The following is a 26,633-nucleotide window of genomic DNA, read 5'->3' on the forward strand; positions in this document are numbered from 1 at the left end:
CCGACCTGCATAGGTCGGGTTTTTTGAATGTTTTCGCTAGCCTAAGGCCATTTCAGTTATTCAGCTTCGCCAACCAGCGTAAATCTTTGGTTAACATGCTGCGGCTTTTCAATTTCATCTAAGACAGCGATCGCATAGTCAGCATAACTAACATAACTTTGACCCTTGCTATTTAAAATCACATGATCTAGTCCAAGCTTATAAGCACCCGTTCTTTTTCCTTCGGGGTCAAAAAAACCAGCAGGGCTAATATAAGTCCATGTAATCGAATCCGTATTTTGCAATTCCTCAAGTTGTTTACCCGCATTAGAGGCAGTCGGATATACAAAGTCAGGGAACTCAGGCGTGTCCATTAGTTTTGTCGTTTTTTGCTCGTCGACAAACAGGCTTCCGGCTCCTCCCACAACGATTAATTTCGTATCCGGCGCATCTTTCAGCGCTTGGACCAGCGCTCTTCCGGATTCGATATAAAGATGCTCTTCTCCGTCCGGCGCTTTAAATGTGTTTACTACAATATCGAATGCTTTAAGATCCGACGATGTAAGGTCAAAAATATCTTTCTCAAGAACGTTAACGTCTTTTTCTGTCATTTTTGCGGCATTTCTTACGATGGCAGTTACTTCATGTCCTCTATTTAGAGCTTCTTTCATGATCAGGCTTCCAACTTTGCCGTTTGCGCCGATGATTCCTATTTTCATCTTTATTTCCTCCAATGGTTATTTGTAATTTGTATAATGAACCATGATCTTATATTATAATAGTAGCTGTATTTTTGTAAGTAGTCATGTTTTTATAACATAGTCATAAAAACAGAACCATTGGGAAGTAGGAGGGATTTATCATGGCTCGAACTTCGTTTCAGGGTGAAATTCCCGTAGAGCAAATTGAGGTTTGCCCGGTTACGGAAACTCAAAATGTAATTGCAGGCAAATGGAAAATTATTATTCTTTGGCACTTGAGACAAACAAGGAGATTTGGTGAGCTGCAAAGATTGGTTCCTGGAATATCCAAAGGAATACTGACCAATCAATTGAGGGAATTAGAAAAAGATCAAATGATTGCAAGGAAAGTGTTCCATGAGGTACCACCAAAAGTAGAATATTCGCTAACAAATGCAGGAAAAAGTTTTATACCCATATTAGAGAGTATGGGTGAGTGGGGCAAGAAATATGCAACAAGCAAAAAGAGCAATCGATAAGAAATATTTTGCTATCCGGTATGTTAAAATGATCTGAAACGGAGCAAGGAACCAAACGAGAAGAGGTGTAATAATGGGTGCTTTGGGGTCTATGAATGTCGATGTTATTACGTTGTTCGTTGAGGATCTGCAGGAATCAAAATCATTCTATCAACAGGTGTTCGGCCTTTCAGTCGTGTTTGAAGACGACAACTCTGCAGTATTCAATTTCGGCAATATGAGCATTAATTTGCTTAAAGTGGCTGAGGCGTGGGGGCTAATCGATCCCGGGGCGGTCGCAAAACGTGAGGACGGGGCGCGTTTCCAGTTCACTATCCGTGTGGATGATGTGGATGCCGTCTGCACCGAACTGAATACACGGGGAGTCGCCATTCTAAACGGTCCGATGAACCGGCCTTGGGGAGTTCGAACGGTAAGCTTTGCTGATCCGAGCGGACATATTTGGGAGATCGCGCAGGAATTAAATAAGTAGAAAATAGTATTGTACCTCGGAAGCCTTTCTATCCAGCATCTTATAAACAAAACGGCTTCGCCCCTACGGCGAAGCCGTCTTGCTTTGCGCCAAAAGAAGCTTGCAGCCCAATATTTCGCGTGCTTTATTTCAATTTTCCCTTTTCTGTGAGATATAAAAACGAGAGATTGCGCTTCTTGACTTGCTTCTGATTCGGCTTGATAATAAGCGATATGTTTATACTACTTCCTTGAGGATGGGTTTCAATGGCGTTTCTTAGAAGATTATCCATTCGATCGCAGCTGCTGATTTTAGCCGTCTCGACCGTGCTTGTCATCCTTGTTATCGTGTACCATACGTATTCGACGATGTCAGCAATGGTTACCCGCAACCATGAGGAATACGTGCAGCAGACGGTGTCTGAGATCAAGAGGAACGTTACCTCGAACAAAGACGTGCTCTTTCGTCTAATGCAAACGATTTCTTACAATGCGGACGTACAAACCTACCTTATCGAGCAGAACCCGATTACCCGTTTCGAAATGTTCAGAAAGCTGAATGTGATGATTTCCAACCAACGGGAGCTGAAGGACGGCATTTTGGACATCGTGATATCCGGCGACAACGGATTTTCAGTCGATATTAACGGGGGCAGCCCGTATGCCGCCGATCTGAAAAGCATGCTTCCCGGAAAGGTAAACGCTTACTATGCAGGCATGCAGCAATTTGGAACGCTGTACGGTTCAGCGACGGGACTTGTTTTTGCGACGACCATTTCTTACGTGCAGCAAGGCGAATCCTTTAACAAAAAGCTGGGAACGCTGTTTTTCATCGTGGACCCGAAGGCGCTGGTCGGAGAGAAGGATTACAACTCGAAGCAGACGAACACACAGATTTATTTGTTGGACCGCTCCAATAAGATTATAACGAGCAATACGTCGTCCGAGACCGGCGGCCAGGGTCCGGAGCTTAAGACGGAAGCAGCCGCTGGCGGCAACCAAAATGTGATGTGGCAAGGGAAAAAGTATGTCTCCCAAACGGTTCGCATTCCCGATATGGACGCCAGCATCGTCAGCGTCGCGCCAAAAGACGAGCTGTTAAGGGACTTGCTTGTGCTGCGGAGGCAGGAGCTGATCATTTTGGCTGTCGGCTTATTGATCTTGGCGATCCCATTTACGGTCATCATCAACAATATTTTGCGGCCGCTCAAAAAGATGATTTTCTTCATGACCTCAGTGAGCCGCGAAGACAATCTGAAATTCAGCAAGCGCATCTCGCTGAAAGGTTATATGGAAATTAGCATGATGGCGGATGAATTCAACAGCATGCTGGATGAGATCGAAAGATTGTCCCATAAGCTGCTGGAGACGAATACGCGGCTTTACGGCACCGAGCTCGAGCGTCAGAAGTCGGAGCTTGCCTTTTTGCGAAGCCAGATCAATCCGCATTTCCTTTACAACACGCTTGAGGTCATTACCGGCATCGCCGCGGTTGAAGGACAAGATAAAATAAAAAAAATGACCCGCTCGCTGTCCAGCATTTTCCGCTATAGCGTCAAAGGCGCGGAGGCTATTGAACTCGGACAGGAAATTCAAATGATCAAATCTTACGTTCAAATTCAACAAATCCGGTTTACCGACAGGTTCACCGTCCATTATAGCTTTACGGATGAAGCATTGCGGCATATCGTTCCGAAAATGATTTTGCAGCCGTTAGTGGAAAACGCGGTATATCACGGCATCGAAACGACGCTGAGGCCATGCCGGCTGGAAATTGAAGGTTTCATAGACGAGGGCGGGGCGCTAATCGTGGACGTTAGGGATGACGGAGTTGGCATCGACGCCGAGCGGCTGGAAGAAATCCGTCTTATGCTTAGCGAGCCGCGCTCCGGCTTCGACGATCCAGAGGGCTGGCAGAGCATCGGCCTTGTTAATGTCAACAACCGCATCCGCTTGATGTTTGGCGAGGAATACGGGATGCGCATAGACAGCACTGACGGCCAAGGAACGCATATCCGGTTAAGGATCGGACAACGGAGGGATTACACAAATGTACAAAGTATTGATCGTGGATGATGAGAGCTGGGTTATAGAGAGCCTAAAGGACTTGGTCGGCTGGGGGCAATACGGCTTCGAAGTCGTGGGCCAAGCCGCGAGCGGCGGCGAAGCGCTGGAATCGATTCGAGAGCTGAATCCCGATGTTGTGTTCACCGACATTCGAATGCCGGAGATGAATGGACTTGAGCTGATCAGGCGGGGTAAAACGATGGGGGGCGCCGTTCGATTCGTCGTCGTGAGCGGCTACGCGGAGTTTGCTTACGCTCAGAAAGCGTTATCCTACGGGGCTGCCGCTTATTGCTTGAAGCCTTTCGACGAAATCGAGATCGGAGGCGTGCTCTTAAAGCTAAAGGAAACGCTGGACAACACTCGACCGATTCGAGAGGACATGATGCAGCTGCTTTTGGACGATTCGGGAGGGCGCAATCAGGAGAAGCTGCTTGGCATGCTGGAGGAGCAAGGCATTCTGAATTGGATCGAGCAGGGAATCGTTCCGGTCGTAGCGATCGGCCTGTCCGAACTGCCAATGCCCGCCGGCCGCGTCATTAAGCTTATTACCGGCACAGCCAAAACAGCCTATCTCTTGAGTGAAGGGCAAGCGAAGGGATTGCTCGGCAAAGGAGCCGAGAACTGTCCGGAGGATCTGCTTGGAATAGGAATCGGAAATCCGCTAACGGACTGGAAGGATATTAGAAGCGCGATTGAAGAAGCGGACATTGCTGCCTATCAGTGCTTCATAGCGGGCAAGCCGGGCGTGTACACGCTTCCGCTCACGAGAGATGCGGAGTTAAAAGCCTTGATGGCAGAAATCCATACGGCGATCGGGAACAAAGACAGCCAGACCGTCCAGCTCAATCTGGACCGGATTGACGTTTTGTTCAGAGAAGGCGCCTTGACGATCCGGCATGCGTTCGAGGTCTATAACCTGACGATCTCGTTTCTGTTTGATCTGGGAAGGAAAGAGACTATTCTCTACAGCTACGAACAGCTAGTGCGCATGTTTGCGAACGTAAGCAAGATGATTGCGGAGCTGAAAACGCTAGCTGACCAATATGTGCTGCAAATGTCGGCTCATGCGCCTGAATCTAAAAATCAGACCTTTAACCCCATTTTGCAGTACGTCACGGAAAACTACAGGCGCGATTTATCCTTGCAGGATCTAGCCAATCAGTTTTTTATGAATCCAAGCTATATTAGCCAGCTGTTCAAAAAAGAGGTTGGCGAGACGTTCACCGCCTACGTAGCAAAGCTGCGCGTCGCGCAAGCCTGCGAGCTGCTGGAGCGGGGCAACAGCACGGTACAGGACATTGCGGAGAAAATCGGGTATCGCGATTATTTCTATTTTACGCGCTTATTCAAGAAACTGACGGGTCAGACGCCGACGCAATACCGCGAAGCGCATCACCGCGATTGATACCATGCATTTATTTTAGATGTTTATGGATTTATTTTAGAAAACCTCCGTTCGGAGGTTTTCTTTTTTTTGTTAGCGATTTCATTTTCAATAGATTTCAATAAATCCAGTGTATACCTGAGCAGGCGAAAGGAGCGGATAATAAAGGCTATCAAAAGAAGTTAACGCTTACAGGAGGGAAGTTATGAGAACTGCGCTAAGGAAGGAAATTTACAAAAGCAAATATTTATACATTCTACTCCTTCCAACGTTGCTCTATTTCGTCATTTTTCAGTATTTGCCGATGTACGGTGTTCTGCTTGCCTTTAAGGATTACCACATTCGCGACGGCATACTGAACAGTCCATGGAACGGCTTGCAAAACTTTCAAGAGGTTATTGGGCAGAGCGATTTTTGGAGGGCCTTCTGGAATACGATCATCATCAGCGTAGGCCGCATCGCGCTGGAGTTTCCGGCGGCGATCATTCTGGCGCTATTGATCAATGAGGTATCGAGACAAAAGCTTAAAAAACTGTACCAAACGGTCTATACGTTTCCCCATTTTATTTCATGGGTAATTGTAAGCGGCATCATGTTCAATTTTCTAAGCAATGACGGGGTACTTAACCAGATTCTTGCCTCTTTCGGAATGGAGAAAATGTCATTTCTAACGAATCCCGATTTGTTTAGGCCGATTGTGTTCCTTTCGAACATATGGAAGGAGATCGGCTGGAGCGCCATTATCTATCTGGCGGCGATTGCCGGAATCAATCCGGAGCTTTACGAAGCGGCTCACGTTGACGGAGCCAACCGGTTCCAGCAGCTTCGGGCGATTACATGGCCTTCCATTCGGGGTACGGCGGGGATTCTGCTTATACTGGCGGTCGGAAGCACGATGAACGGCGGCTTTGAGCAAATTTTCAACCTGTACAATGCGGCCGTATACAGTACGGGCGATATTATCGACACGTATGTGTACCGATCAACCTTTGCGGAAGGAAGCAGCTTTGGCGTATCGACGGCAGTTGGCCTGTTTAAAGCGATTCTAAACTTTGCTTTGCTGTACTCCGCGAACTTCTTCGTCAAAAAATTAGGGGAGGATGGTCTGGTTTAATGGATACGATCAAACAAACTAAGATGGAACCGCTGACGCCCTCCGTCAAAAAAAAGAAAAAATTCAGCATCGCAGATTTGATCATTCATTTGATTCTTATTTTTCTGACCGTATGCACAATCTTTCCGTTCTACAACGTGCTGCTTATGTCATTCAGCAATTCGGTCGCTATATCCAAGCAGGTCGTGTACTTGATTCCGACCACCTTCGATATATCGGCTTACAGCTATATTTTCAACGAACCGCGGTTTTTGAAGGCGTTTCTCGTGACGCTGTTTGTCACGGTCGTCGGAACAAGCGTCAATCTGATCGTGACGTTAACCGGCTCCTATGCGCTTTCCAGAGGCAGCTTTCCGGGCCGCAAAATCGTCATGTCGGGCATCATTTTCACCATGTTCTTCAACGGCGGGCTCATTCCGTTTTACCTGACGATGAAAAACCTGCATTTGATTAACAACCTGTTCGTCATGGTTCTTCCCGTTGCGGTCAACACGTTTTATTTGATCATCTGTATCTCGTTTTTCCGGGGGCTGCCGGCCGGGCTCGAGGAGTCAGCCAAAATCGACGGCGCCAACGACATTCAAATTTTGTACAAAATCGTCCTGCCGATTTCCATGCCGATGGTCGCGACCATTACGTTGTTTTATGCGGTGGACCGGTGGAATGAATGGTGGCACGGGGTGCTGTTCATGACCGATATCAACCTGCTTCCGCTCCAAGCGCTGCTGCGGGAATTGTTGACCAATTACCAGCAGGTATTATCCAGTATTTCGACGAACATCATCGTTCAAAATACGGGACTCCATCCTGAAATGCTCAAAATGGCCGTGCTGGTCGTGAGCGTACTGCCGATCGTGTGCTTGTACCCTTTCATACAAAAATATTTTGCGAAAGGCGTTATGATCGGCTCCATAAAAGGATAATAGAAGCAAAGCCGCTTTTATTATAGAATACCAACATAAGGGGACATGAGAAATGAAAAGAATGAAGCTTTTTGCATCAATCGGTTTATCGGCAGTTCTCATTGCAACGATGCTTTCCGGCTGCGGAAGCAACAAGCCGGACGTTAATTCGTCCAATGCTCCTGCTGTAGATGGGAACTCGGACAACCCGTATGCAGAGCATATGGATATCTCGCTTTCCTGGTGGGGCATTGGCGTCGGCTTCCAGCCTCATGACGAAGTGATGCAGAAGATCGAGAAAGATTTTAACGTCACACTGAAAGCGGTTGATATTGGCTGGGACAATTACAAAGAGAAATCCCAGGTATGGGCGGCTGCGGGACAATTGCCGGACATCATAACGCACAGCATTACAAGCGATACGCCAGCCGTATACAATGAGTGGGTGAGCCAAGAGCTGATCCATGCGTTGCCGGAGGATATGAGCAGCTACCCGAATTTGAAAAAAGTGTTTGAAATCGACGGGGTAGACGGCATCAAAAGGGACGGCAAGCTGTACGCCATTCCTCGCATGACGTTCCCAACCGACGACATGTGGGCGGTATGGGCCGTTGACGGTGCGGTATTCGTCCGCAAAGACTGGATGGAGAAGCTCGGCATCTCCGACCCGGAAAACTTCGATCAGTTCAACAAAATGCTGAAAGCGTTTGTTTCGCAGGATCCGGACGGCAACAACAAGAACGATACGACCGGTATCGTGATGAATACGTTTGGCTACTTCAAAAACGTATTTGCGGCAACCTTCCCTGAATTCGGCAACAAAGGCTGGTTGAAGGAAGACGGCAAGTGGATTCCGTTCTACGCTTCATCGAAAATGGACGAGGTGCTGCGCCAAGCTCGCACGCTTTACAAAGAAAAAGGTTTGGATCCAGACTTTGCCGTAGCCAAAGCCGGCGAAAGCAATCAAAAATTTTATCAGAACAAAGCAGGTGCGCTTGCCTTTACGACGAACAGTGTATACGGTGCATCCGGCGTGAAAGCAGAGTGGGAGAAAAACAATCCGGGCGAGAAATTTTTTGACCATGTTAAAATTATGCACCCTTGGGCAGACGCAAACGGCGTGAAATACCGCAATGTCAACAGCGCATGGTGGTCGGAGAGCATGATCAACGCCGACGTCGACGACAAGAAGCTCGACCGCATTTTGCGGATTTACGATTGGCTTCTGTCCCCTGCAGGCAAGGAACTGTTTGACTACGGCATCGAAGGCAAAGACTTCACAAAAGACAGCGCAGGCAAAGTGACGATTACCCGTCCAAAAGACGGCGACCAATTCATCGACTTGAAAAAGTATTATCCTTCAATGGATATCATTTCCCAGCTTGCTGCATGGCGTAACGCTGCCATTCTTGAAGACAATGACGCCAACAGAGCCGCATTCGGCGAAGAGTCGGTCCAATTTGTTCAAGACGAGCTGAAATGGATGAAGGACAATACAGAGCCGATTCCGACCGCGTTCGAAATCGCAACGATGAGCACGCCAGCCAAAGACAAGCTGTCGGCAATCAAATTCGATGATGACTTCACGCGCGTCATTCTAAGCAATGACGATCCGGTTAAGATGTGGAAAGAGGTTTTGAAAGGCTATGACGGCAAAGGGCTTCAGCAAGCAATTGAAGAAGTTACGGCCGAAATGGCAAAATTCAATAAGTAAGAATGAGTCTAAAAACCGTATAACGGATGCTCCGCCAGCAATTGGGCGGAGCTTTCCGTGTATCGTGGGAGAGGGGAAGCTATAGCTTATGTCAGCTGTGAAGCAAAATGAGGTTAAAACATTGTTATTCAGTGCGTTTGGCGGGATTCCGGGTACGGGAGAGGACGCCACACCAGCGATGCAGCGGGCGATGGAAGCCGTCTCTGAAGCGGGAGGACCCGCAAAGCTGGTCGTGACGCCGGGGCGCTATGATTTTTATGCGGCTTCCGCAACAAAGGCGGCTTATGCCATTACGAATACGGCAAGCGAGACGGAAAACCCGAATCCCGTGAAGACGATCGCGATTTATTTGAAGAACTTGGCTGATTTCACGCTTGAAGGGGGAGACGCGCTTTTTGTCTTTCATGATAAAATGACCTTGCTGGTGATCGAAGCCTGCGAGCGGATCGAGATCCGCAATTTGCGCATGGATTATGCTTGGCCGACCGTTGCAGAAATGTCGATTGAGAAAATAGGAAGCGCCTACATCGATATCGTTGTCCACTCCGACTCGCGTTATGAAATCCACGGGGAGAAGCTCTTTTGGATCGGCGAAGGCTGGCGCTTTCACGAAGGCCCGATGCAAGCGTGCGACACCGATCGCAACACGACTTGGCGCATCGACAACGTGATTGAGCAGGCTTTGCGCGCCGAAGAGCTGCAGCCCGGAAAGCTCAGGCTTCATTACGCGCAGGTTCCCGATTTGGCCGAAGGATGGGTTCTTCAAGCAAGGGACGGCATTCGCGATCAGGTAGGCGCGTTTATTCATCAAAGCAGGGATATTCGATTGGAGCGCGTAGCCATGCACTTTATGCATGGGCTCGGAATAGTGGGGCAATTCAGCGAAAATATAACGTTAAGGGAATTGAATCTTTCCCCGCGCAAGGAAACGGGACGGACGGTTGCCGCCTTCGCGGATTTTGTCCATTTGTCGGGCTGCAAAGGGAAAATTTCGGTAACGAAAAGCCATTTCGCCGGAGCGCATGACGATGCGATCAACGTTCACGGCACCTATTTGCAGCTCGTCGGCATACCTTCCGCCCATGAAGCCATTGTACGGTTCATGCACCCGCAAACCTTTGGTTTCTCGGCGTTCCATGCCGGGGATGACATTCATTTTGTCCGGTCACATTCACTTACTTCCTATGGCGGAAACCGGGTCAAAGAAGCAAAGCTGGTCAATCCCCGCGAGATGCTGCTGACGCTCGAAAAACCGGTACCGGCAAGCGCTAAGCTTGGCGACGTTGTCGAGAACATCACCTGGACGCCGGAGGTTGAAATTACGGACAATTATTTTGCCCGAATTCCGACAAGAGGCGTTCTGGTCACCACGCCCCGGCATGCCGTCATTAAGCGGAACGTGTTCGAGAGGATGCGGATGAGCGCCGTCCTTGTATCAGGTGACGCCGTGTCCTGGTATGAATCCGGCGCGGTGAAGGATTTGACCGTAGAGGGCAATCGTTTCGTGGAATGCGGCAACGCGGAGCTGCCTGTCATTTCCATCTTGCCGGAAAACGAGGAGATCGATTTGGAAGCTCCCGTTCATTTTGGCATTCGAATTGTCGATAACAGCTTTGAGATGGGTGAAGCCCGGGTGATGGAGGCCAAGAGCACGCGTGGGCTGGTGTTCCAAAACAATACGATTCAGTCCGCCATAGGAACGCTCCGTGCAGAGGATGCCATACGCCTTACGGCATGCAGCGAAGCAGAAACCTCGGATAATCGGTTCGTATCCCGCGGCTGAGCCCGGATTGACGCCTGCTTTTACAAATATGATAAAACAGAGGTGCTAGGGATGAAAATTCAATTTAACAAGCCGGCCGCCGTGTGGACGGAAGCGCTTCCGCTAGGCAACGGCCGTATTGGCGCGATGCAATTCGGCGGTGTCGAACGAGACCGTTTTGGGCTAAACGAAGATACGTTATGGTCGGGAATGCCTAGAGACACGAACAAAGCGAGCGCATTGGAAGCGCTGCCGCGGGTAAGGAGCCTAGTAAGAGAAGGGCGCTATGAGGAGGCTGACGCAGCAAGCAAGGAAATGATGGGTTCGTTTACGCAATCCTATTTGCCGTTTGGCGAGCTTCTTCTGAATTTCGGGCATGGCGATTTGGCGAAGGATTATTCTCGCTCGCTGGATTTGGAAACCGCAGTGTCGAGCGTGCAATACCGGATTGGGGACGTAAATTACGTCAGGGAATCTTTCGTTTCGCATCCGGATCAGACGTTGATCATCCGCCTTGAAGCTAGCGTTCCGGGCATGCTTGAGGTTCACGCTCGCCTGGACAGCACGCTGCGCCACCGGGTGTCGGCGGAAGGGAACCGTTTTGTGCTGCGTGGCATGGCGCCGGAGCATGTATCGCCGAACTATTACGAGGTTAACAAGCCGATCGTGTACGGCGACGAAAATTCGTCGGAGGCGATGCGCTTCGCGGGTTATATCCATGCCGAGACGGAAGGCGGAAGCGTCCGTACGGATGCATCGGGCATTCATATTACCGAGGCTGACCGGGTAACGTTATATTTTAGCGCCGCAACAAGCTTTAACGGACAAGACAAGCTGCCTTTCAGCCAAGGCAAGGATGCGGCTGCGACAGCGCTATCCTATCTGGAAAGCGCGCTTGCCAAAAGCTACGATGCAGCGCGTGCTTCCCACATAACCGATTACAAAACGCTGTTTGACCGAGTTAAGCTGCAGCTCGGCGAATCGAAAGCTCCAGCGAATACGCCGATCGACGAGAGACTAACCGTTTACGGGTCTGGTGATCCGTCGCTGATCGCGTTATTATTCCAGTATGGCCGTTATTTGCTGATCGCGAGCTCGCGCCCAGGAACGCTTCCGGCGAACCTGCAAGGCATTTGGAATGCCGCAACCCGGGCGCCATGGAGCAGCAATTGGACGCTCAACATTAATGCGCAAATGAATTATTGGCCAGCGGAAACAGCCAATCTCGCCGAATGCCATGAACCGCTGCTTGATTTCATCGGCCAGCTCGCGGTAACCGGCAAACGGACAGCGGAAACGCATTACGGCGCACGCGGTTGGGTCGCGCATCACAATACGGATATTTGGGGACACACCGCGCCGGCAGGCGGATGGGGCGAAGGCGATGCGGTTTGGGTATTGTGGCCAATGGGCGGTATTTGGCTCGCTCAGCATCTATGGGAACATTTTTCTTTTGGCAGGGATCTTGTTTATTTACGGAAACAAGCTTATCCTACGATGAAGGAAGCTGCTTTGTTCTGCATCGATTTTCTTGAGGATGACGGCCAAGGCCGACTCGTGACCAATCCATCCACCTCGCCGGAGCATAAGCTTCGTTATGGCGAGAAGCTCGCCGGAATCAGCATGGCTTCAACGATGGATATGTCCCTGATTTGGGATCTGTTTACGAATTGTATCGAAGCCGCCGAATGGCTTGGCGAGGATGCAGCATTCGCGGCGGAGCTGCAGCAATTGAAAGACAAGCTGTACCCGCTGCAAATCGGAAGCCACGGCCAGCTTCAAGAATGGTTTGAGGACTTCGAGGATGAGGATACCCATCACCGCCATGCTTCCCACTTGTTTGGCGTGTATCCGGGCAGACAAATTACTGAAAACAGCATGCCTGAGCATTTTGCAGCGGCAAGACGTTCACTGGAGAGACGGGGAGACGAAGGCACAGGCTGGAGCTTGGGGTGGAAAATCGGCTTTTGGGCGCGTTTCCGAAATGGCAACCGTTCGCTGCAGCTGCTGTCCAACTTAATGCGGATCGTGCGTGAGGAATCGGAAAATTACGAAAAGGGCGGATTGTATCCGAACCTATTTGATGCGCATCCGCCGTTTCAGATCGATGGCAATTTCGCGGTAACGGCAGGCATATCCGAGATGCTGCTGCAATCGCATCAGTCATTCATGGAGCTGCTTCCGGCGCTTCCGGACTCATGGCAAGAAGGAAAGGTAGAGGGATTGCGTGCCCGTGGAGGCTTCGAGGTCCACATTCGCTGGCGGGACGGCAAGCTGGAAGAAGCTGAAATTATTTCGCTTCTCGGAGAGGAATGCGCACTGGCATCCGCAGCTTCACTATCCGTTACACAGGACGGCTCTGAGGTTAAAGGAGAGTTGTCAGTTGACGGCGTATTACGGTTCGCAACGAAGGCAGGACAAACGTATAGGATTCGTGTTTCCCAGTAGCCTGACATCAGGCGCTGGTAACCTCGCGCTTTTATTAAACCGGTTTAATACGGTTAATGGCGTTGCGCTGGGCAAAGACATCAAGATTGTTGGAGGTCGACAAAGTCATGGCAAAGATCAAAAAGGTACATGTCATTTTTAAAACGCATTTGGATATCGGTTTCACGCATTTGGCTGAGCATGTTATTAAGCAGTACATGGAAGAATATATTCCGAAAGCGATCGAGCTGTCGGAAAAGCTGGAGGCGGAAGGCGGAAGCGAGCGTTTTCTGTGGACGACGGGTTCATGGCTCATCCACCATTATCTCGAAGAGGCATCCCCCGAGGGGAAAGAGCGGATGGAGAACGCGATCGCCAAGGGACATATCGCTTGGCACGGATTGCCTTTTACGACGCATACCGAGCTTATGGATCCTGAGCTTCTGCAATTCGGCATTTCGTTAAGCCAAGAGCTGGACGAACGTTTCGGCAAGAAGACGATCGCAGCAAAAATGACCGACGTGCCAGGGCATACGCTTGGTCTAGTTCCTTATATGCAGCAAGCGGGCTTGCGCTACTTGCATCTAGGCGTCAATCCGGCTTCGAAGCGTCCTGACGTGCCTAGGCTGTTCCGCTGGCAGGCGGATGACGGCTCGGAAATCATCGTCAACTATGCGGGTACGTATGGGGAAGCCTTGGAGCTGGATGAATTGGGCGACGTGCTTGTGTTCGCGCATACGGGAGACAACTGCGGTCCGCCGAGCACGGAAGAGATTCGGGAGCAGTTCGACCAGTTCCGTAAAGCTTATCCCGGAGCGGAAGTCATCGCTTCGACGATGGACGCATTTGCCGAACGTTTGCTTGCGGTTAGCGGCAGCTTGCCGGTCGTCCGCGAAGAGCTGGGCGATACTTGGATTCATGGCGCCGGCACAGATCCGCTCAAGCTTACGCGGTACCGGGAGCTGCTTCGCCTGAGGAAGGAATGGCTGGCACAGGGCCGGATGAAGGAAACCGACCCGGAATACAAAGAGATGAGCAAGGCGCTGATGCTCGTTGCCGAGCATACATGGGGGCTGGACGTGAAAAAATGGCTGCCCGATTTCCGGAACTACTCAAAAACGGATTTTAACGAGGCACGGATCAAAGACATCGTGGACCTTGAGGACATGCCTGCGAAGTTCGGATATATCGGCGCGTTTGCCATGGATGAATTCGACCGCCATTCCAGCGATCTGTTCGCCGCCGAGCAAAGCGTACGCTCTTATTCGATGATCGAAAGCTCGTGGAAGGAGCAGCGGCAGTATGTCGATCAGGCTATCTCTTTCCTTGCGAAGGACAAACAGGAGGAAGCGCTAAGCGCGCTTGCGCAGTTGACTCCAGCGAAAACGGATGTATCAGGCTCGGAGCCGAGGAGCATTCGCCAAACCTATCGCAGCGGCGGCTATGAGCTGGCGTTCGGCGAAAACGGGGCGTTAATCCGTCTAATAGACGGCAACGGCAAGGAGTGGGTCGACGAGAGTCATCCGTTTGGCGCTTACGCGTACGAAAACTTCGGTACGGATGATTACGGACGCTATTTCCGCACTTACATGCAAAATTTACCGGTTACTCATCCGTGGGCAGATGCGGATTTCAGCAAGCCAGGCTTTGAATTCGTAAGGCCGCTACCAAGCAATCAGTTGTTCCATCCGCAAGTAACCGATTTGCGGTGGATCGGCGGCGAATTTGTCGAACGTTATGTTCTGCGGCTTCAGATGCCTGAAGCGGCTCATGAACAATACGGCGCACCGAAGGAACTGGAGCTTGAATATCGATTCCATAGGACTGGAGAAATCGACGTTTGTTTGCAGTGGTTCGGCAAAGACGCCAACCGTTTGCCTGAGGCGAGCTGGTTCGGCTGCGCGCTGAAGCTGGATAACCCGAATTTGTGGACGATGGACAAGCTCGGACAACCGATTTCACCTTCGCGGGTCGTTAAGGACGGTAACCGGAATCTGCATGCCTTGAACAGCGGCGTAGCCTATGAAGGCACGGACGGCTCGGCCGTGATATCGCCGCTTGATTCCGCGCTGGTTGCTCCGGGTCAAAAAAGACTGCTGCAATTCGACAATTCCTTTGTATCCATGGATACAGGATGGCATTTTAATCTGCATAACAATATTTGGGGAACGAACTTTCCGATGTGGTATGGGGATGACGCGAAATTCCGCTTCCAGCTCCGCTTGGCATCGAATCGCAAATAAGAACCAAACAGGCGGCAGTTTTAATAGGGGAGCACCTCGGACATGAAAAAGCTGCAGCAAGCTGGCACCGTTTAACGGCGCCAGCTTTTTTGGCGTTCCATGGGTGTTGGAGTTTTTAAGCCATGCTTTTTTAACCGCCATAAAAACACACCCCTAAGAATGCGTTTGGAGTAACCTGGCGGTTTTTCCAATGCCTATTCTTAGGGGTGCTGTTTAAAGGGCTTGCTTTATTAAAGCTCGGCGAGCAAAGCTTTCATCCGAATCGGAATTTCCTTTGTCAGTTCCGTCCACGGAACGAAGGCGTCCGAAGCCCATTTATGGGGAACGAAATCGAAGGTAGGCTGGAAGCTGAATTCACGCAAATGTTTCTCGGCGCGTTCATCGATGTCTTCTCCCGCTTTGAACTGGCCGCTGAACATGTCAGGCTCCAGCACGCCGTCAACGCCGGCTTCGGCTTGGCAGCAGCTTTCGACGTTCGGCAGCAAATGGAAAAAGTCCTGATTCGGAAGCATGGCATGTTTGCCTGGCTGAACGAACAGCTTTACGCGGTTGTCGGCCGACAAATTGCTGCGGTCCGGCAGCAAGCCGATGAAATACCGGCCATGGAAGCTGGCTTCGCAGGAAGCGATTTCGCCTTCATGGTCGATGTACACCCATACATGCTCCAAATCGTAAATATGCTGGATATCGTAATCCCAATAGATCGCATATTCAATGACTGTGCGGATGCGGGAGGTATCGAATTCGATGCTGCGATCGAAGGAGGGAGACGGAGCGGGGGATTCGAATACGGTAACCCCGACGCGTATCGGCTTGAACGGCTCAAGGCGGTCCATGTACAAAATCGGTGATACGCGAAGCACGGTTTCCCAGTGCGGCTGAAGATCGGAAATAACCATGTAAAATAATTCCTCCCTAAATTATGATTGATTTGCGCAGCGCTTAATTGTAATATATAGATTAAGCGCTTTACCTATTATTATAATCTACTATACAGTTATTTTGAAAGCGTTAATATAATAAGCGCTTAACTCAGTAGTCGAGGAGGATACTATGAGCACAATCCGGTTAACAATGGCACAGGCCTTATTGAAATTTCTCGATCAACAGTACATTTCCATTGACGGTGCAGAAACGAAGTTCGTAGCCGGGGTAATGGGCATTTTTGGCCACGGCAACGTAACGGGCATCGGCGAAGCGTTGGAACGGAGCCCGGGCAACCTGGTTTTCGTGCAAGGCAAGAACGAACAAGGAATGGCGCACGCGGCGACCGCATATGCCAAGCAATTGAACCGCACAAGCATCTACGCTTGCACGACTTCGATCGGTCCCGGCGCCTTGAATATGGTAACCGCAGCCGGCACGGCGACGGTTAACCGCATCCCGCTGCTGCTCCTTCCGGGAGACAACTTTGCATCCAGGCAGCCCGATCCGGTGCTGCAGCAATTGGAAGCCGGACATGACTATACGATTTCGGCGACGGACTGCTTCAAGCCGGTGAGCAAATATTGGGATCGCATCGTGCGGCCAGAGCAGCTGATGAGCGCGGCGCTTCAAGCGATGCGGGTGTTGACGGACCCGGCGGATACCGGAACGGTTACGCTGGCGTTGCCACAGGATGTGCAGGCGGAAGCTTACGACTACCCGGCATCGTTCTTTGAGAAACGGATACATGTCGTAGATCGCCAGATGCCATCGACAGACGCGGTGAAACGGGCGGTCGAGCTTGTTAGCTCGAAACGCAAACCGCTTATCGTAGCGGGTGGGGGCGTGCAATATTCCTTCGCGACGGAGGCGCTTGCCGCATTCGCCGAAAAATTCGGCATTCCCGTTGCCGAGACGCAAGCGGGCAAAGGCTCGCTGCCTTGGAATCATCCGCTTAACGTCGGGGGCATTGGCGTAACCGGCGGATTGGCTGCAAACAGGCTGGCTAAAGAAGCAGACCTAATCATCGGCGTCGGGACTCGTTACTCTGACTTTACGACCTCCTCCAAGTCGGCCTTCCCGCATCAGGACGTCCAATTTCTGAACATTAACATTAACCGGATGGATGCGGCAAAGCTGGAAGGCACGGCACTTTCAGGGGATGCCAAGGAAGCGATCCGCCTGTTGGCGGAAGGGCTTGCGGAAGCAGGATATGCATCCGGCTATAAAGACGGCGAGATTGCTGAAGTCAATGCGGAGTGGAATGCCGAAATTGACCGGCTGTATACGCTGGAGCGGGAAGATGGCTTCGCGCAGACGCAGGCGCTTGGCGTCATCAATGAAACGATTGATGAAGATGCCGTTATCGTCTGCGCAGCAGGAAGCTTGCCCGGCGATCTTCAACGCTTATGGCGGGTTGGCTCGCCGGGCGGCTACCATATGGAGTACGGTTTCTCCTGCATGGGGTACGAGGTAAGCGGCGCATTTGGCGCGGCGCTGGCGGAGCCAGACCGGGAAGTTTACGCCCTTGTGGGAGACGGAAGCTACTTGATGCTTCACTCCGAGCTGGTGACAAGCTTGCAGGAAGGAAGAAAGCTCACGGTGCTGCTGTTCGACAACCACGGCTACCAATGCATTCATAACCTGCAGCGCGGGCACGGCAGCGACGGCTTCGGCAATGAATTCCGGTACCGCGAGCCTGAGACGGGCCGTTATTCCGGCGCGCCATTGCCAATCGACTTTGCGGGTCATGCCCGCAGCTTGGGACTTGCTTCATACAAAGCGTCAAATAGCGAGGAGCTTCGCCAAGCGCTTAAGCAAGCGAAGGCGGAGACGCGCACGACGCTAATTGAAATTCCCGTTCTGGCCGGCACGAATACGGACGGCTACGAGTCATGGTGGAACGTTGGCGTTCCAGCCGTATCGGAGAGTGCAAAGGTTGTTGCGGCGCATAACGAAATGAACAAAAAGCTGGCACAGGCAAAAGCCTACTAGGAGGAATTATATATGGCATTGTTTCCTTTTCAATTAGGCGTTCATCCGATCAATTGGGTCGGCGAAGACGTAAAGGAGCATGGCGAGCACACGACTTACGAACAAATTATGGACGACATTCAAGCGCTCGGCTTGCGAGGTACGGAGATGGGGAGAAAGTTTCCGACCGATATCGAGCTGCTTAAGCAGGAGCTTTCAAAGCGGAATATCCAGCTTGTCTCCCAATGGAAATCGGTGCTGTTCTCCGATCCCGCCTACCGGGAATCGGAGCTGGAAGCTTACCGCAAGCATGCTGAGTTTTTGCAGCAGATGGGAACCAAGGTCATCAGCACCTGCGAGGTTGGCGGGTCGCTGCATTTTGACCCTCGCCGCACGCCGAACGAGACCGAAGTAATTCCTCTGGACGAAGCAGGCTGGGCGAGCCTGGCTGAAGGCTTGAATGCCGCCGGTCAAATCGCGCTGGAATATGGACTAAAGCTGACGTATCACCATCATGGCGGAACGGCGGTCGAAAGCCCGGAGGAAATCGACAAGCTGATGGCATTGACCGATCCTAAAGCGGTGTTCCTGCTGTTTGATTCAGGCCATGCGTTGTATGGCGGGGCGGATCCCGCGGCGCTGCTTCGCAAGCATTATGACCGGGTTGCTTATGTCCATCTGAAGGATGTGCGCGTGAACCGGCTTGAGGAAGCGAAAGCGTCTGGCGTCGATTTTGTCACATGCATCCGCAATGGCGTCTTCACCGTTCCGGGAGACGGGAATATTGATTTCCGTCCGATTTTAAGTGAGCTAATGGATCGGAAGTATGATGGCTGGGCACTTCTTGAGGGCGAGCAGGATCCGGGCGAGCATCCGGCACGCGAGTATGCGGCAAAAGCTATCGAGTATCTTGGCTCCTTAATAAGTGAGAAGGAGAGTGTATAGATTGTCTACCATTTCTTTTCCTTCCGATAGGAAGTTTGATTTTACGGCAATTGGCCGTCTTTGCATCGATCTCAATGCGAACGAGATCAACCGCCCAATGGAGCAGACGATGACGTTTACGAAATATGTAGGCGGATCACCGGCAAATATCGCGATCGGAATGAGCCGGCTCGGCAACAAAACGGCGTTCATCGGCAAAATCGCGGACGACCAGATGGGCAGATTTATTCGCAGCTACCTCGACAATGAGGGGATCGATACAAGCCATGTCGTGACAGACAAGACGGGAGCTGTTACGGGCCTTGCTTTTACCGAGATTAAAAGCCCTTCGGAATGCAGTATCCTCATGTACCGGGATAACGTTGCCGATTTGCTGCTTAATCCGCTGGAAGTGAGCGAGTCGCTTATTGCAGACAGCAAAGCGCTTCTCGTCTCTGGAACGGCGCTTGCGGCAAGTCCTTCACGCGAGGCCGTGCTTCTGGCATTGGATTATGCCCGCAAGCATGGCACTACCGTCATTTTTGATATCGATTTCCGTCCTTATACATGGGTATCTCCCGAAGAAACAGCCGTATATTACAACCTAGCGGCAGAAAAAAGCGACATAATCATTGGCACGCGCGAAGAGTTCGACAGCATGGAGCGGTTCGAGCAAAACGTGGAGCACAGCGACCGGTTCACCGCTTCCAAGTGGTTCAACCATTTCGCGAAAATCGTCATCATCAAGCATGGCAAAGAAGGCTCGATTGCCTATACGACGGATGGTTTGGAGCATCGGGCGAAGTCGTACCCGGCCAAAGTCGTCAAAACGTTCGGGGCAGGCGATTCCTACGCGGCTGGTTTCATTTACGGCATCATGTCGGGATTGACGCTGGAGAAGAGCATGGAGTTCGGAAGCGCGGCAGCATGCATCGTCATCTCCAGCCATAGCTGCTCGGATGCGATGCCAACGGTTGAGCAGGTCAAGGATTACATCGAACGCTGCAATCGCGGGGAAATTACCGCAAGTTAGGTTCCGGGTTTATCGCCTTGCAAGCTTACAACTTGAAGAAACGAGGGAATAACATGACAACTACGATTAAAAACTGGATTGGCGGACAATGGGTCGAGGCCTCTGCCGAAAAGTATGACAATGTATATAATCCTGCAACCGAGGAAATTTTGGCGCAAGTTCCGCTCTCTTCCGAAGCGGATGTAGACGCAGCCGTTCAAACGGCCAAAAAAGCATTCGAAACCTGGAGCAAGACGCCGGTTCCAAAACGCGCCCGCGTATTGTTTAAATACCAGCAGCTTCTCGTTGACCACTGGGAAGAGCTTGCGCGCCTCATTACGACAGAGAATGGCAAAAGCTATGCCGAAGCGTACGGTGAAGTGCTTCGCGGCATCGAATGCGTCGAATTCGCTTCTGGCGCTCCAACGCTCATGATGGGCAAGCAGCTGCCTGATATTGCGTCGAATTTGGAATCAGGCATGTATCGCTATCCGATCGGCGTCGTTGGAGGCATCTCGCCGTTCAACTTCCCGATGATGGTTCCTTGCTGGATGTTCCCGCTTGCGATTGCATGCGGCAACACCTTCGTCCTGAAGCCATCGGAGCGTACGCCGCTGCTGGCTAACCGGCTTGCCGAGCTATTCCACGAAGCGGGATTGCCTGCGGGCGTGCTCAACGTCGTTCACGGCGCGCATGATGTCGTTAACGGCATTTTGAAACATCCGAACGTGCAGGCTATTTCCTTCGTAGGGTCGCAGCCGGTAGCCGAATATGTATACAAAACGGGCACTTCTTACGGCAAACGGGTTCAAGCGCTTGCCGGCGCCAAAAACCATTCCATCGTTATGCCGGACGCGGATCTTAACCTCACGGTTAAAGAAATCGTCAGCGCGGCATTTGGCTCGGCGGGCGAGCGCTGCATGGCATGCGCCGTCGTTATTGCAGTCGGCGAAGTCGGCGACGAGCTGGTTCGCAGATTGTCCGATGCGGCGGATAACATTACAATCGGCAACGGGCTTGATGAAGGAACGTTCCTCGGTCCCGTTATTCGCAAGCCGCATAAAGAAAGAACGATCGGCTATATCGAATCCGGCGAGTCCGAAGGCGGCTTGCTCGTTCGTGACGGCCGCAAAGACGCAGCTGTTCAATCCGCGGGCTATTTCGTAGGCCCGACGATTATTGACCAAGTGAGCAGCGAGATGAAAATTTGGAAAGATGAAATCTTCGCTCCTGTCCTGTCCGTTATGAGAGCGGAAACGCTGGATGAGGCGATTGCAATCGCTAACCGTTCGGATTTCGCTAACGGCGCTTGCCTATTCACAAGCAACGGCAGCAGCGTAAGGCAGTTTCGCGAGACGATTGATGCGGGCATGCTCGGCGTTAACCTGGGCGTACCGGCTCCAATGGCATTTTTCCCGTTCTCGGGCTGGAAAAAATCGTTCTACGGCGACCTTCATGCCAACGGCACGGATGGCGTAGAGTTCTACACTCGCAAAAAAATGGTGACTGCTCGCTGGTAATCGCGGCATAAGCTTGGAGGCTGATCCGAAATGACTTTAGTATCGATGACTGATATGCTTCGCACGGCGAATGCGGGCGGCTATGCCGTCGGGCAATTCAATTTGAACAACCTTGAATTCACGCAGGCGATTCTGACCGCTGCCGAGGAGGAGTCTTCTCCGGTTATCCTCGGCGTGAGCGAGGCTTACATTCCCTACATGGGAGGTCTGCCATATATCTATGGCATGGTGAACAATTTGATCGACCATTACGGAATTACGGTTCCGGTCGCATTGCACTTGGACCATGGTTCCTCATACGAGGTATGTATCCGGGCGCTTAAAGCGGGCTTTACGTCCGTCATGATGGACGCTTCGCATCATTCGCTGGAGACGAACATCGAGACGACGCAAAGGGTAACGGATGCCGCCCATGTGCTGGGCGCTTCTGTCGAAGCGGAGCTCGGGCGAATTGGCGGACGCGAAGACGATCTGGAAGTGCTGGAAGCCGAGGCTTCCTATGCAGAATCGGCGGATTGTCTGCGGATGGTGAAGGAGACGGGCATCGATTGCCTGGCTCCTGCGCTTGGTTCCGTTCACGGCCCTTACCGCGGCCAGCCTAAGCTTGGGCTTGCGCGGATGAAGGAAATTCATTCGCTTACGGGAGTGCCGCTCGTCCTTCACGGAGGAAGCGGCATCCCCGAGGCGGAAATCCGGGAGGCTATCGCCTCGGGAACGGCAAAGATCAACGTCAATACCGATAACCAAACCGTCTTTACGCAGACGATCCGGGATTATTTGCAAAATCATCCGGAAACCTATGATCCAAGACATTATTTGAATCCGGCGCGCGAAGCGATCAAGGCTGCCGTCCGCGACAAAATGCGGCTATTCGGCAGCTCGGGACAAGAGAAAGGCGGACGAGTATGAAAAAAATCAAAATCGGCATCATCGGAGCAGGCAGAATTGGCAAAATCCATGCCGACAATTTAAGAAGACATCCGCAAGCGGAAATCGTTGCGATCAGCGATCTGTTTGCCGGTCCAGAACTGACAGAGTGGGCTTTAGATAGAGGCATTTCCATCGTGACGAAGGACAGCGACGAGCTGCTAACGAACCCGGACATAGATGCGGTATTCATCTGCTCTTCCACGGATACGCATGTTCCGCTCATTAAACGTGCGGCGCAGCAGGGCAAGCATATTTTTTGCGAGAAGCCGGTTAGCATGGACATTCGTCAGACGGAGGAAGCGATCGAGGAGGTTCGCAAGGCTGGCGTTCAGCTTCAAGTGGGCTTCAACCGCCGCTTCGATCATAATTTCAAGCGAATCCGCGAGCATGTGCTGGCTGGATCGATCGGCGAGACACATCTGATCAAGATTACGTCCCGCGATCCTGCGCCACCGCCGGAAGACTACATTAAAGTATCGGGCGGCATCTTCATGGATATGATGATCCATGATTTTGACATGGCCCGTTTCCTCTCGGGCAGCGAGGTAGAAGAAGTATACGCGCAAGGCAGCGTGCTTATTGATCCGGTATTCGGCAAACACGGCGACGTCGATACGGCGGTCGTAACGATGCGCTTTGCAAACGGCGCTCTTGGCGTAATTGACTGCAGCCGCAAAGCGGTATACGGCTATGACCAACGCGCCGAAGTATTCGGTTCGAAAGGCTCCGCGGCGGCAACGAACGATCATCCTAACACAGCGGTGCTCAGCACGGAAGAAGGCGTTATCAGCGAGAAGCCGCTTCATTTCTTCTTGGAGCGCTACAATACGGCTTATATCGAAGAGACGGAGCAGTTTATCAATGTATTGCTTCAAGGCGGCGACGTTTCGGTCAGCGGAGCGGATGCCTGCCAGGCTGAGCGGATCGCATTGGCCGCGAAGCTGTCGCTGCGCGACAACCGCAGCGTCAAGCTCTCGGAGCTTAAGGAATTAATAGAGGAGGCGTGATCGAATGAGCAAACTGATTGTGAGCCCGGAGCGTCAAGCTTCGGGGCATACTCCCGTGCTGTCGATTACTCCGGAATCGGCGGGCTGGAGCTATGTCGGTTTCGAAGTTTATCAATTGAATCCGGGGGAAAAGTTAAGCCGCGAAACCGGGGACAACGAAGTATGCCTGGTGCTGCTCGGTGGACTTGCCAACGTAACGACAGCGAAGTCATCTTGGACGAATATCGGCCAAAGAATGAGCGTTTTCGAGCAGACGCCGCCTTTTTCCGTCTACGTTCCGAACGACGACCGTTATGAGCTTGAGGCGCTTACGAAAGTGGAGCTGGCCGTATGCGAAGCGCCCGGCAAAGGCAACCATCCTGCGCGCCTCATCGCGCCGAGTGACGTTGGCGTCGAAGTCCGGGGAACGGGTACGACGCAGCGGTTCATTCATAATATTTTGCCCGAGCAGGAGGCTGCCGACAGCTTGCTTGTCGTGGAAGTATTTACGCCGGAAGGACATTGGTCCAGCTATCCTCCCCACAAGCATGACCGCGATATGCTTCCCGAGGAGTCGCTGCTGGAGGAAACCTACTATTACCATGTGAAGCCTGAGCAAGGCTTCGCCATTCAACGCGTCTATACGGATGACCGCTCGCTGGACGAGACTTTGGCGGTCAAAGACGGCGAAGCGGTACTTGTCCCGCAAGGGTATCATCCCGTTTCGGCGCCTCCGGGCTACCAGGTGTACTATCTCAACGTTATGGCGGGTCCGAACCGCATTTGGAAGTTCCATAACGATCCGGACCATGCATGGATCGCAACGAGGCAGCAGCCGTAATCTCCGTTATGATTGCAAATGTTTGCAAATCGAGCGGATAAATCGGATAATATCCGGGTAAGGAGGCTTATTGCCTGTCCTTAACATCCGACGATAATGAGGTTGGGCATGAAAGCGACCACGATATATGATGTTGCCAAGGAGGCGGGCGTCTCCATCGCGACCGTCTCCAATGCGATAAACGGCAAAGGAAAAGTAAGCAGCAAAAAGCGCGATGAAATTTTCAAGGTAATGGAGCGGCTCCAGTACCAGCCGAGCGTGATCGCATCGGCTTTGATGGGCAAAAAAACGTACACAATCGGATTGCTAATTCCCGATGTATCCAACCCCTTTTTCTCCGAGATTGCCCGTTCTGTGGAGGATTTGGCGCATTCCGAAGGGTATAGCGTCATCGTCTGCAGTACGGACAACAAGGATGACCGGGTAGAGAAATATATTCGGCTGCTGGAGCAAAAAAGCGTAGACGGCATTTTGATCGGGACCGGCGTGGAAAATGCTGATATTTTGAAGCAGCTGGCGGAAAAATCGCTGCCGATCGTCATGATTGCAAGGGAAGCCGTCGCAATGCCGGTTCACAGCGTGCTAACGGACGACTTTAAGGGCGGATCGATTGCCGCAGAGCATTTGCTTGGCTGCGGCCACCGCAGCATGGCGGTGTTGTCTGAAAACTTCAAAGTAACCAGCAGCTTCGAGCGGGTACGAGGCTTTAGATTTGCGTTGTTCGAGGCGGGAATTGCCTTAGACGATGCCAGCATTATTTCATGCAATTCCAGCATAAAGGATGGCAAACTGGCGGCAGCGGCACTAATCCGCGGGGAAAACCGTCCGTCGGCGATATTTTGCTGCAACGATTTGCTTGCGATCGGTGCATTGCAAGCCGCCAAGGAAGCAGGAGTTCGGGTACCGGAGCAGCTGTCGATTATCGGCTTTGACGATACGATTCTGTCTACCGTGACGAATCCGGCGCTTACGACGATCGCCCAGCCGATGGACCAGATGGTCAAGCTGGCATTCGACTTGCTGATCCGCAGCGTGGAGAACACGGATGAAATCAAGCAAAGGATCGTCATGCAGCCGGAGCTGATCGTCAGGGAATCGACAGGCTCTCCGGCAAATTAATATGGGGGAAGGTTGTTTGACTAATGGAGAAAAGATTAATCGTATTTTTGGACAGCGGCGACACGATCATCGATGAATCAACGGAAGTAAGGGACGATGAGGGAATCGTCGTGCACGCAGAGCTCATTCCGGGTGCAGATGTCATGGTCAAAACATTGTTCGACAAAGGCTATACGCTTGCGCTGGTCGCTGACGGCGACGCGCAATCGTTCAAAAACGTATTCAAGCAGCACGGGCTTTACGATTATTTTACGACCATGACCTACTCCGAAACCGTGAAAGCAAGCAAACCGAATCCCCGTATGTTCAAAGCGGCCGTAGGCGCTTTGGACCTGTCCGAGGCTGATTTCCCGCGCATCGTTATGATCGGCAACAATTTGAGCCGCGATATGAAGGGCGCCAACGCGCTCGGCATCACGAGCATTTTTCAAAGCTGGACGCCGCGCTACCCGCACACGCCTGCAGACGATTCGGAGCGTCCGACCTATACGGTGGGCGAACCGCTTGAGCTTGTGGAATTGATCGATCGGCTGAACGCCGAGCTTTCCTAATACGCGCAATAAAACAATCGGACTTATCCTTATAAAATGAAGAAAACCCTTCAGGCTGTGAAGTGCACCCCTTATAGTAGACATTGTAAAAACACCCTGGTGTTTAAACCGATGGATATTATAGGGGGTGCTTTTCGTTATGGCGAGAAAAGGACAGAAATTTGAGACGTATAGTTTTGAATTAAAGAAGAAGGCTATTGAGCTACGACATGGGGGAATGACCAAGCAGAGGGTAGCGGATGAGCTTGGGATCGCAGATATTGGGCGATTAAAGGTGTGGATGAGGAAGTATAAGGAACAAGGCGAATATGGGCTTATGGAACACCGAGGCAGACGAGAACAGTACAAGGATCAGGAACGTTATTTAAAGCGATTGGAGATGGAGAATGCTGTCCTAAAAAAGTGGTTGGAAATTACGAAGAAGGAGGTGTACCAGAGAAGTATAGACTCGTCTACGAAMTTCGTGAACGATTTAGCKTCAAAGAACTCTGTAAAGAAATCGGAGTCTCCCGAAGCGGATTCTACGCATACGTGAAGCGCTTGAAGACAGATAAGAATAAGCAGGATAAACAGGTCATTCATGATACCTTT

At 51.5% G+C, this 26,633-nt stretch carries 22 protein-coding genes; 20 read left to right on the top strand and 2 right to left on the bottom strand.

Annotation, left to right across the window (positions count from 1 at the left end; translation table 11 throughout):
- Positions 1 to 56 precede the first annotated feature (56 nt).
- Positions 57 to 698 (bottom strand): NAD(P)-dependent oxidoreductase, encoded by a 642-nt coding sequence (locus ADU23_RS19360; protein WP_053375233.1) that lies wholly within the window; start codon positions 696 to 698, stop codon positions 57 to 59.
- A 143-nt stretch (positions 699 to 841) separates the two neighbouring features.
- On the opposite strand from ADU23_RS19360, the gene ADU23_RS19365 reads away from it, so the two are divergent.
- The 10 genes from ADU23_RS19365 to ADU23_RS19410 all read left to right on the top strand — a co-directional run bounded on the left by ADU23_RS19365 (position 842) and on the right by ADU23_RS19410 (position 15,261).
- Complete coding sequence (locus ADU23_RS19365) at positions 842 to 1,198, top strand: winged helix-turn-helix transcriptional regulator (protein ID WP_053375234.1); 357 nt, start codon at positions 842 to 844, stop codon at positions 1,196 to 1,198.
- A gap of 73 nt (positions 1,199 to 1,271) precedes the next feature.
- Positions 1,272 to 1,670: a VOC family protein gene (locus ADU23_RS19370; RefSeq protein WP_053375235.1), complete on the top strand. Its 399-nt coding sequence runs from the start codon at positions 1,272 to 1,274 to the stop codon at positions 1,668 to 1,670.
- 245 nt (positions 1,671 to 1,915) lie between these two features.
- Complete coding sequence (locus tag ADU23_RS19375; RefSeq protein WP_053375236.1) at positions 1,916 to 3,724, top strand: sensor histidine kinase; 1,809 nt, start codon at positions 1,916 to 1,918, stop codon at positions 3,722 to 3,724.
- Positions 3,699 to 5,120: a response regulator transcription factor gene (locus tag ADU23_RS19380; RefSeq protein ID WP_053375237.1), complete on the top strand. Its 1,422-nt coding sequence runs from the start codon at positions 3,699 to 3,701 to the stop codon at positions 5,118 to 5,120. The genes ADU23_RS19375 and ADU23_RS19380 overlap by 26 nt, the downstream gene beginning before the upstream one ends.
- A 184-nt stretch (positions 5,121 to 5,304) precedes the next feature.
- Positions 5,305 to 6,213, top strand: coding sequence for an ABC transporter permease (locus ADU23_RS19385; RefSeq protein WP_053375238.1), 909 nt, complete (start codon positions 5,305 to 5,307; stop codon positions 6,211 to 6,213).
- Entirely contained in the window at positions 6,213 to 7,136 is a 924-nt protein-coding gene (locus ADU23_RS19390; RefSeq protein ID WP_053375239.1) for a carbohydrate ABC transporter permease, read from the top strand. Before ADU23_RS19385 ends, ADU23_RS19390 begins: the two co-directional genes overlap by 1 nt.
- Before the next feature lie 52 nt (positions 7,137 to 7,188).
- Positions 7,189 to 8,829 carry an extracellular solute-binding protein gene (locus tag ADU23_RS19395; RefSeq protein ID WP_053375240.1) on the top strand — a complete coding sequence of 547 codons (1,641 nt, stop codon included), beginning with the start codon at positions 7,189 to 7,191 and terminating at the stop codon, positions 8,827 to 8,829.
- A gap of 88 nt (positions 8,830 to 8,917) precedes the next feature.
- Positions 8,918 to 10,612, top strand: coding sequence for an alpha-1,3-galactosidase-related protein (locus ADU23_RS19400; protein ID WP_053375241.1), 1,695 nt, complete (start codon positions 8,918 to 8,920; stop codon positions 10,610 to 10,612).
- Between the two features lie 51 nt (positions 10,613 to 10,663).
- Positions 10,664 to 13,039, top strand: a complete 2,376-nt coding sequence (locus ADU23_RS19405; RefSeq protein WP_053375242.1) for a glycoside hydrolase family 95 protein — start codon at positions 10,664 to 10,666, stop codon at positions 13,037 to 13,039.
- Between the two features lie 107 nt (positions 13,040 to 13,146).
- Positions 13,147 to 15,261, top strand: a complete 2,115-nt coding sequence (locus ADU23_RS19410; RefSeq protein WP_053375243.1) for a DUF5054 domain-containing protein — start codon at positions 13,147 to 13,149, stop codon at positions 15,259 to 15,261.
- Between the two features lie 230 nt (positions 15,262 to 15,491).
- Here the strand turns inward: ADU23_RS19410 and ADU23_RS19415 are convergent, their stop codons facing one another.
- Positions 15,492 to 16,160: a hypothetical protein gene (locus ADU23_RS19415; protein WP_053375244.1), complete on the bottom strand. Its 669-nt coding sequence runs from the start codon at positions 16,158 to 16,160 to the stop codon at positions 15,492 to 15,494.
- 154 nt (positions 16,161 to 16,314) lie between these two features.
- On the opposite strand from ADU23_RS19415, the gene iolD reads away from it, so the two are divergent.
- The 10 genes from iolD to ADU23_RS33255 all read left to right on the top strand — a co-directional run bounded on the left by iolD (position 16,315) and on the right by ADU23_RS33255 (position 26,577).
- Complete coding sequence (gene iolD, locus ADU23_RS19420) at positions 16,315 to 18,180, top strand: 3D-(3,5/4)-trihydroxycyclohexane-1,2-dione acylhydrolase (decyclizing) (RefSeq protein WP_053375245.1); 1,866 nt, start codon at positions 16,315 to 16,317, stop codon at positions 18,178 to 18,180.
- A gap of 12 nt (positions 18,181 to 18,192) precedes the next feature.
- Positions 18,193 to 19,104: a myo-inosose-2 dehydratase gene (gene iolE, locus ADU23_RS19425; RefSeq protein ID WP_053375246.1), complete on the top strand. Its 912-nt coding sequence runs from the start codon at positions 18,193 to 18,195 to the stop codon at positions 19,102 to 19,104.
- Between the two features lies 1 nt (position 19,105).
- Positions 19,106 to 20,116 (top strand): 5-dehydro-2-deoxygluconokinase, encoded by a 1,011-nt coding sequence (gene iolC / locus ADU23_RS19430; protein ID WP_053375247.1) that lies wholly within the window; start codon positions 19,106 to 19,108, stop codon positions 20,114 to 20,116.
- Between the two features lie 53 nt (positions 20,117 to 20,169).
- Positions 20,170 to 21,615 (top strand): CoA-acylating methylmalonate-semialdehyde dehydrogenase, encoded by a 1,446-nt coding sequence (locus tag ADU23_RS19435; RefSeq protein ID WP_053375248.1) that lies wholly within the window; start codon positions 20,170 to 20,172, stop codon positions 21,613 to 21,615.
- Between the two features lie 30 nt (positions 21,616 to 21,645).
- On the top strand, positions 21,646 to 22,524 hold the full coding sequence (gene fba / locus ADU23_RS19440; protein ID WP_053375249.1) for a class II fructose-1,6-bisphosphate aldolase: 879 nt from the start codon (positions 21,646 to 21,648) through the stop codon (positions 22,522 to 22,524).
- Positions 22,521 to 23,552 carry an inositol 2-dehydrogenase gene (gene iolG / locus ADU23_RS19445; RefSeq protein WP_053375250.1) on the top strand — a complete coding sequence of 344 codons (1,032 nt, stop codon included), beginning with the start codon at positions 22,521 to 22,523 and terminating at the stop codon, positions 23,550 to 23,552. Before fba ends, iolG begins: the two co-directional genes overlap by 4 nt.
- Positions 23,553 to 23,556: 4 nt before the next feature.
- Positions 23,557 to 24,372 carry a 5-deoxy-glucuronate isomerase gene (gene iolB / locus ADU23_RS19450; protein ID WP_053375251.1) on the top strand — a complete coding sequence of 272 codons (816 nt, stop codon included), beginning with the start codon at positions 23,557 to 23,559 and terminating at the stop codon, positions 24,370 to 24,372.
- A gap of 108 nt (positions 24,373 to 24,480) precedes the next feature.
- A complete protein-coding gene (locus ADU23_RS19455) occupies positions 24,481 to 25,491 on the top strand; it encodes a LacI family DNA-binding transcriptional regulator (protein WP_053377724.1) in 1,011 nt (336 codons plus the stop codon).
- A 23-nt stretch (positions 25,492 to 25,514) separates the two neighbouring features.
- The gene (locus ADU23_RS19460; protein WP_053375252.1) at positions 25,515 to 26,042 is read left to right on the top strand and encodes an HAD family hydrolase; all 528 of its coding nucleotides are present in this window, start codon (positions 25,515 to 25,517) and stop codon (positions 26,040 to 26,042) included.
- 139 nt (positions 26,043 to 26,181) lie between these two features.
- The gene (locus ADU23_RS33255; RefSeq protein WP_063846060.1) at positions 26,182 to 26,577 is read left to right on the top strand and encodes a helix-turn-helix domain-containing protein; all 396 of its coding nucleotides are present in this window, start codon (positions 26,182 to 26,184) and stop codon (positions 26,575 to 26,577) included.
- Positions 26,578 to 26,633 lie beyond the last annotated feature (56 nt).

It is taken from the genome of Paenibacillus sp. FJAT-27812, assembly GCF_001273905.1.
Classification (GTDB): domain Bacteria; phylum Bacillota; class Bacilli; order Paenibacillales; family Paenibacillaceae; genus Pristimantibacillus.

Bases quoted from the DNA above. Each gene is read 5' to 3' on its own strand.
- ADU23_RS19370 (WP_053375235.1), top strand. From the start codon at position 1,272: ATGGGTGCTTTGGGGTCTATGAATGTCGATGTTATTACGTTGTTCGTT.
- ADU23_RS19415 (WP_053375244.1), bottom strand. From the start codon at position 16,160: ATGGTTATTTCCGATCTTCAGCCGCACTGGGAAACCGTGCTTCGCGTA.
- ADU23_RS19365 (WP_053375234.1), top strand. From the start codon at position 842: ATGGCTCGAACTTCGTTTCAGGGTGAAATTCCCGTAGAGCAAATTGAG.
- fba (WP_053375249.1), top strand. From the start codon at position 21,646: ATGACTTTAGTATCGATGACTGATATGCTTCGCACGGCGAATGCGGGC.
- ADU23_RS19390 (WP_053375239.1), top strand. From the start codon at position 6,213: ATGGATACGATCAAACAAACTAAGATGGAACCGCTGACGCCCTCCGTC.
- ADU23_RS19385 (WP_053375238.1), top strand. From the start codon at position 5,305: ATGAGAACTGCGCTAAGGAAGGAAATTTACAAAAGCAAATATTTATAC.
- iolG (WP_053375250.1), top strand. From the start codon at position 22,521: ATGAAAAAAATCAAAATCGGCATCATCGGAGCAGGCAGAATTGGCAAA.
- iolE (WP_053375246.1), top strand. From the start codon at position 18,193: ATGGCATTGTTTCCTTTTCAATTAGGCGTTCATCCGATCAATTGGGTC.
- iolD (WP_053375245.1), top strand. From the start codon at position 16,315: ATGAGCACAATCCGGTTAACAATGGCACAGGCCTTATTGAAATTTCTC.
- ADU23_RS19455 (WP_053377724.1), top strand. From the start codon at position 24,481: ATGAAAGCGACCACGATATATGATGTTGCCAAGGAGGCGGGCGTCTCC.
- ADU23_RS19360 (WP_053375233.1), bottom strand. From the start codon at position 698: ATGAAAATAGGAATCATCGGCGCAAACGGCAAAGTTGGAAGCCTGATC.
- ADU23_RS19395 (WP_053375240.1), top strand. From the start codon at position 7,189: ATGAAAAGAATGAAGCTTTTTGCATCAATCGGTTTATCGGCAGTTCTC.
- ADU23_RS19380 (WP_053375237.1), top strand. From the start codon at position 3,699: ATGTACAAAGTATTGATCGTGGATGATGAGAGCTGGGTTATAGAGAGC.
- ADU23_RS19435 (WP_053375248.1), top strand. From the start codon at position 20,170: ATGACAACTACGATTAAAAACTGGATTGGCGGACAATGGGTCGAGGCC.
- ADU23_RS19375 (WP_053375236.1), top strand. From the start codon at position 1,916: ATGGCGTTTCTTAGAAGATTATCCATTCGATCGCAGCTGCTGATTTTA.
- iolB (WP_053375251.1), top strand. From the start codon at position 23,557: ATGAGCAAACTGATTGTGAGCCCGGAGCGTCAAGCTTCGGGGCATACT.
- ADU23_RS19460 (WP_053375252.1), top strand. From the start codon at position 25,515: ATGGAGAAAAGATTAATCGTATTTTTGGACAGCGGCGACACGATCATC.
- ADU23_RS19400 (WP_053375241.1), top strand. From the start codon at position 8,918: ATGTCAGCTGTGAAGCAAAATGAGGTTAAAACATTGTTATTCAGTGCG.
- ADU23_RS19410 (WP_053375243.1), top strand. From the start codon at position 13,147: ATGGCAAAGATCAAAAAGGTACATGTCATTTTTAAAACGCATTTGGAT.
- ADU23_RS19405 (WP_053375242.1), top strand. From the start codon at position 10,664: ATGAAAATTCAATTTAACAAGCCGGCCGCCGTGTGGACGGAAGCGCTT.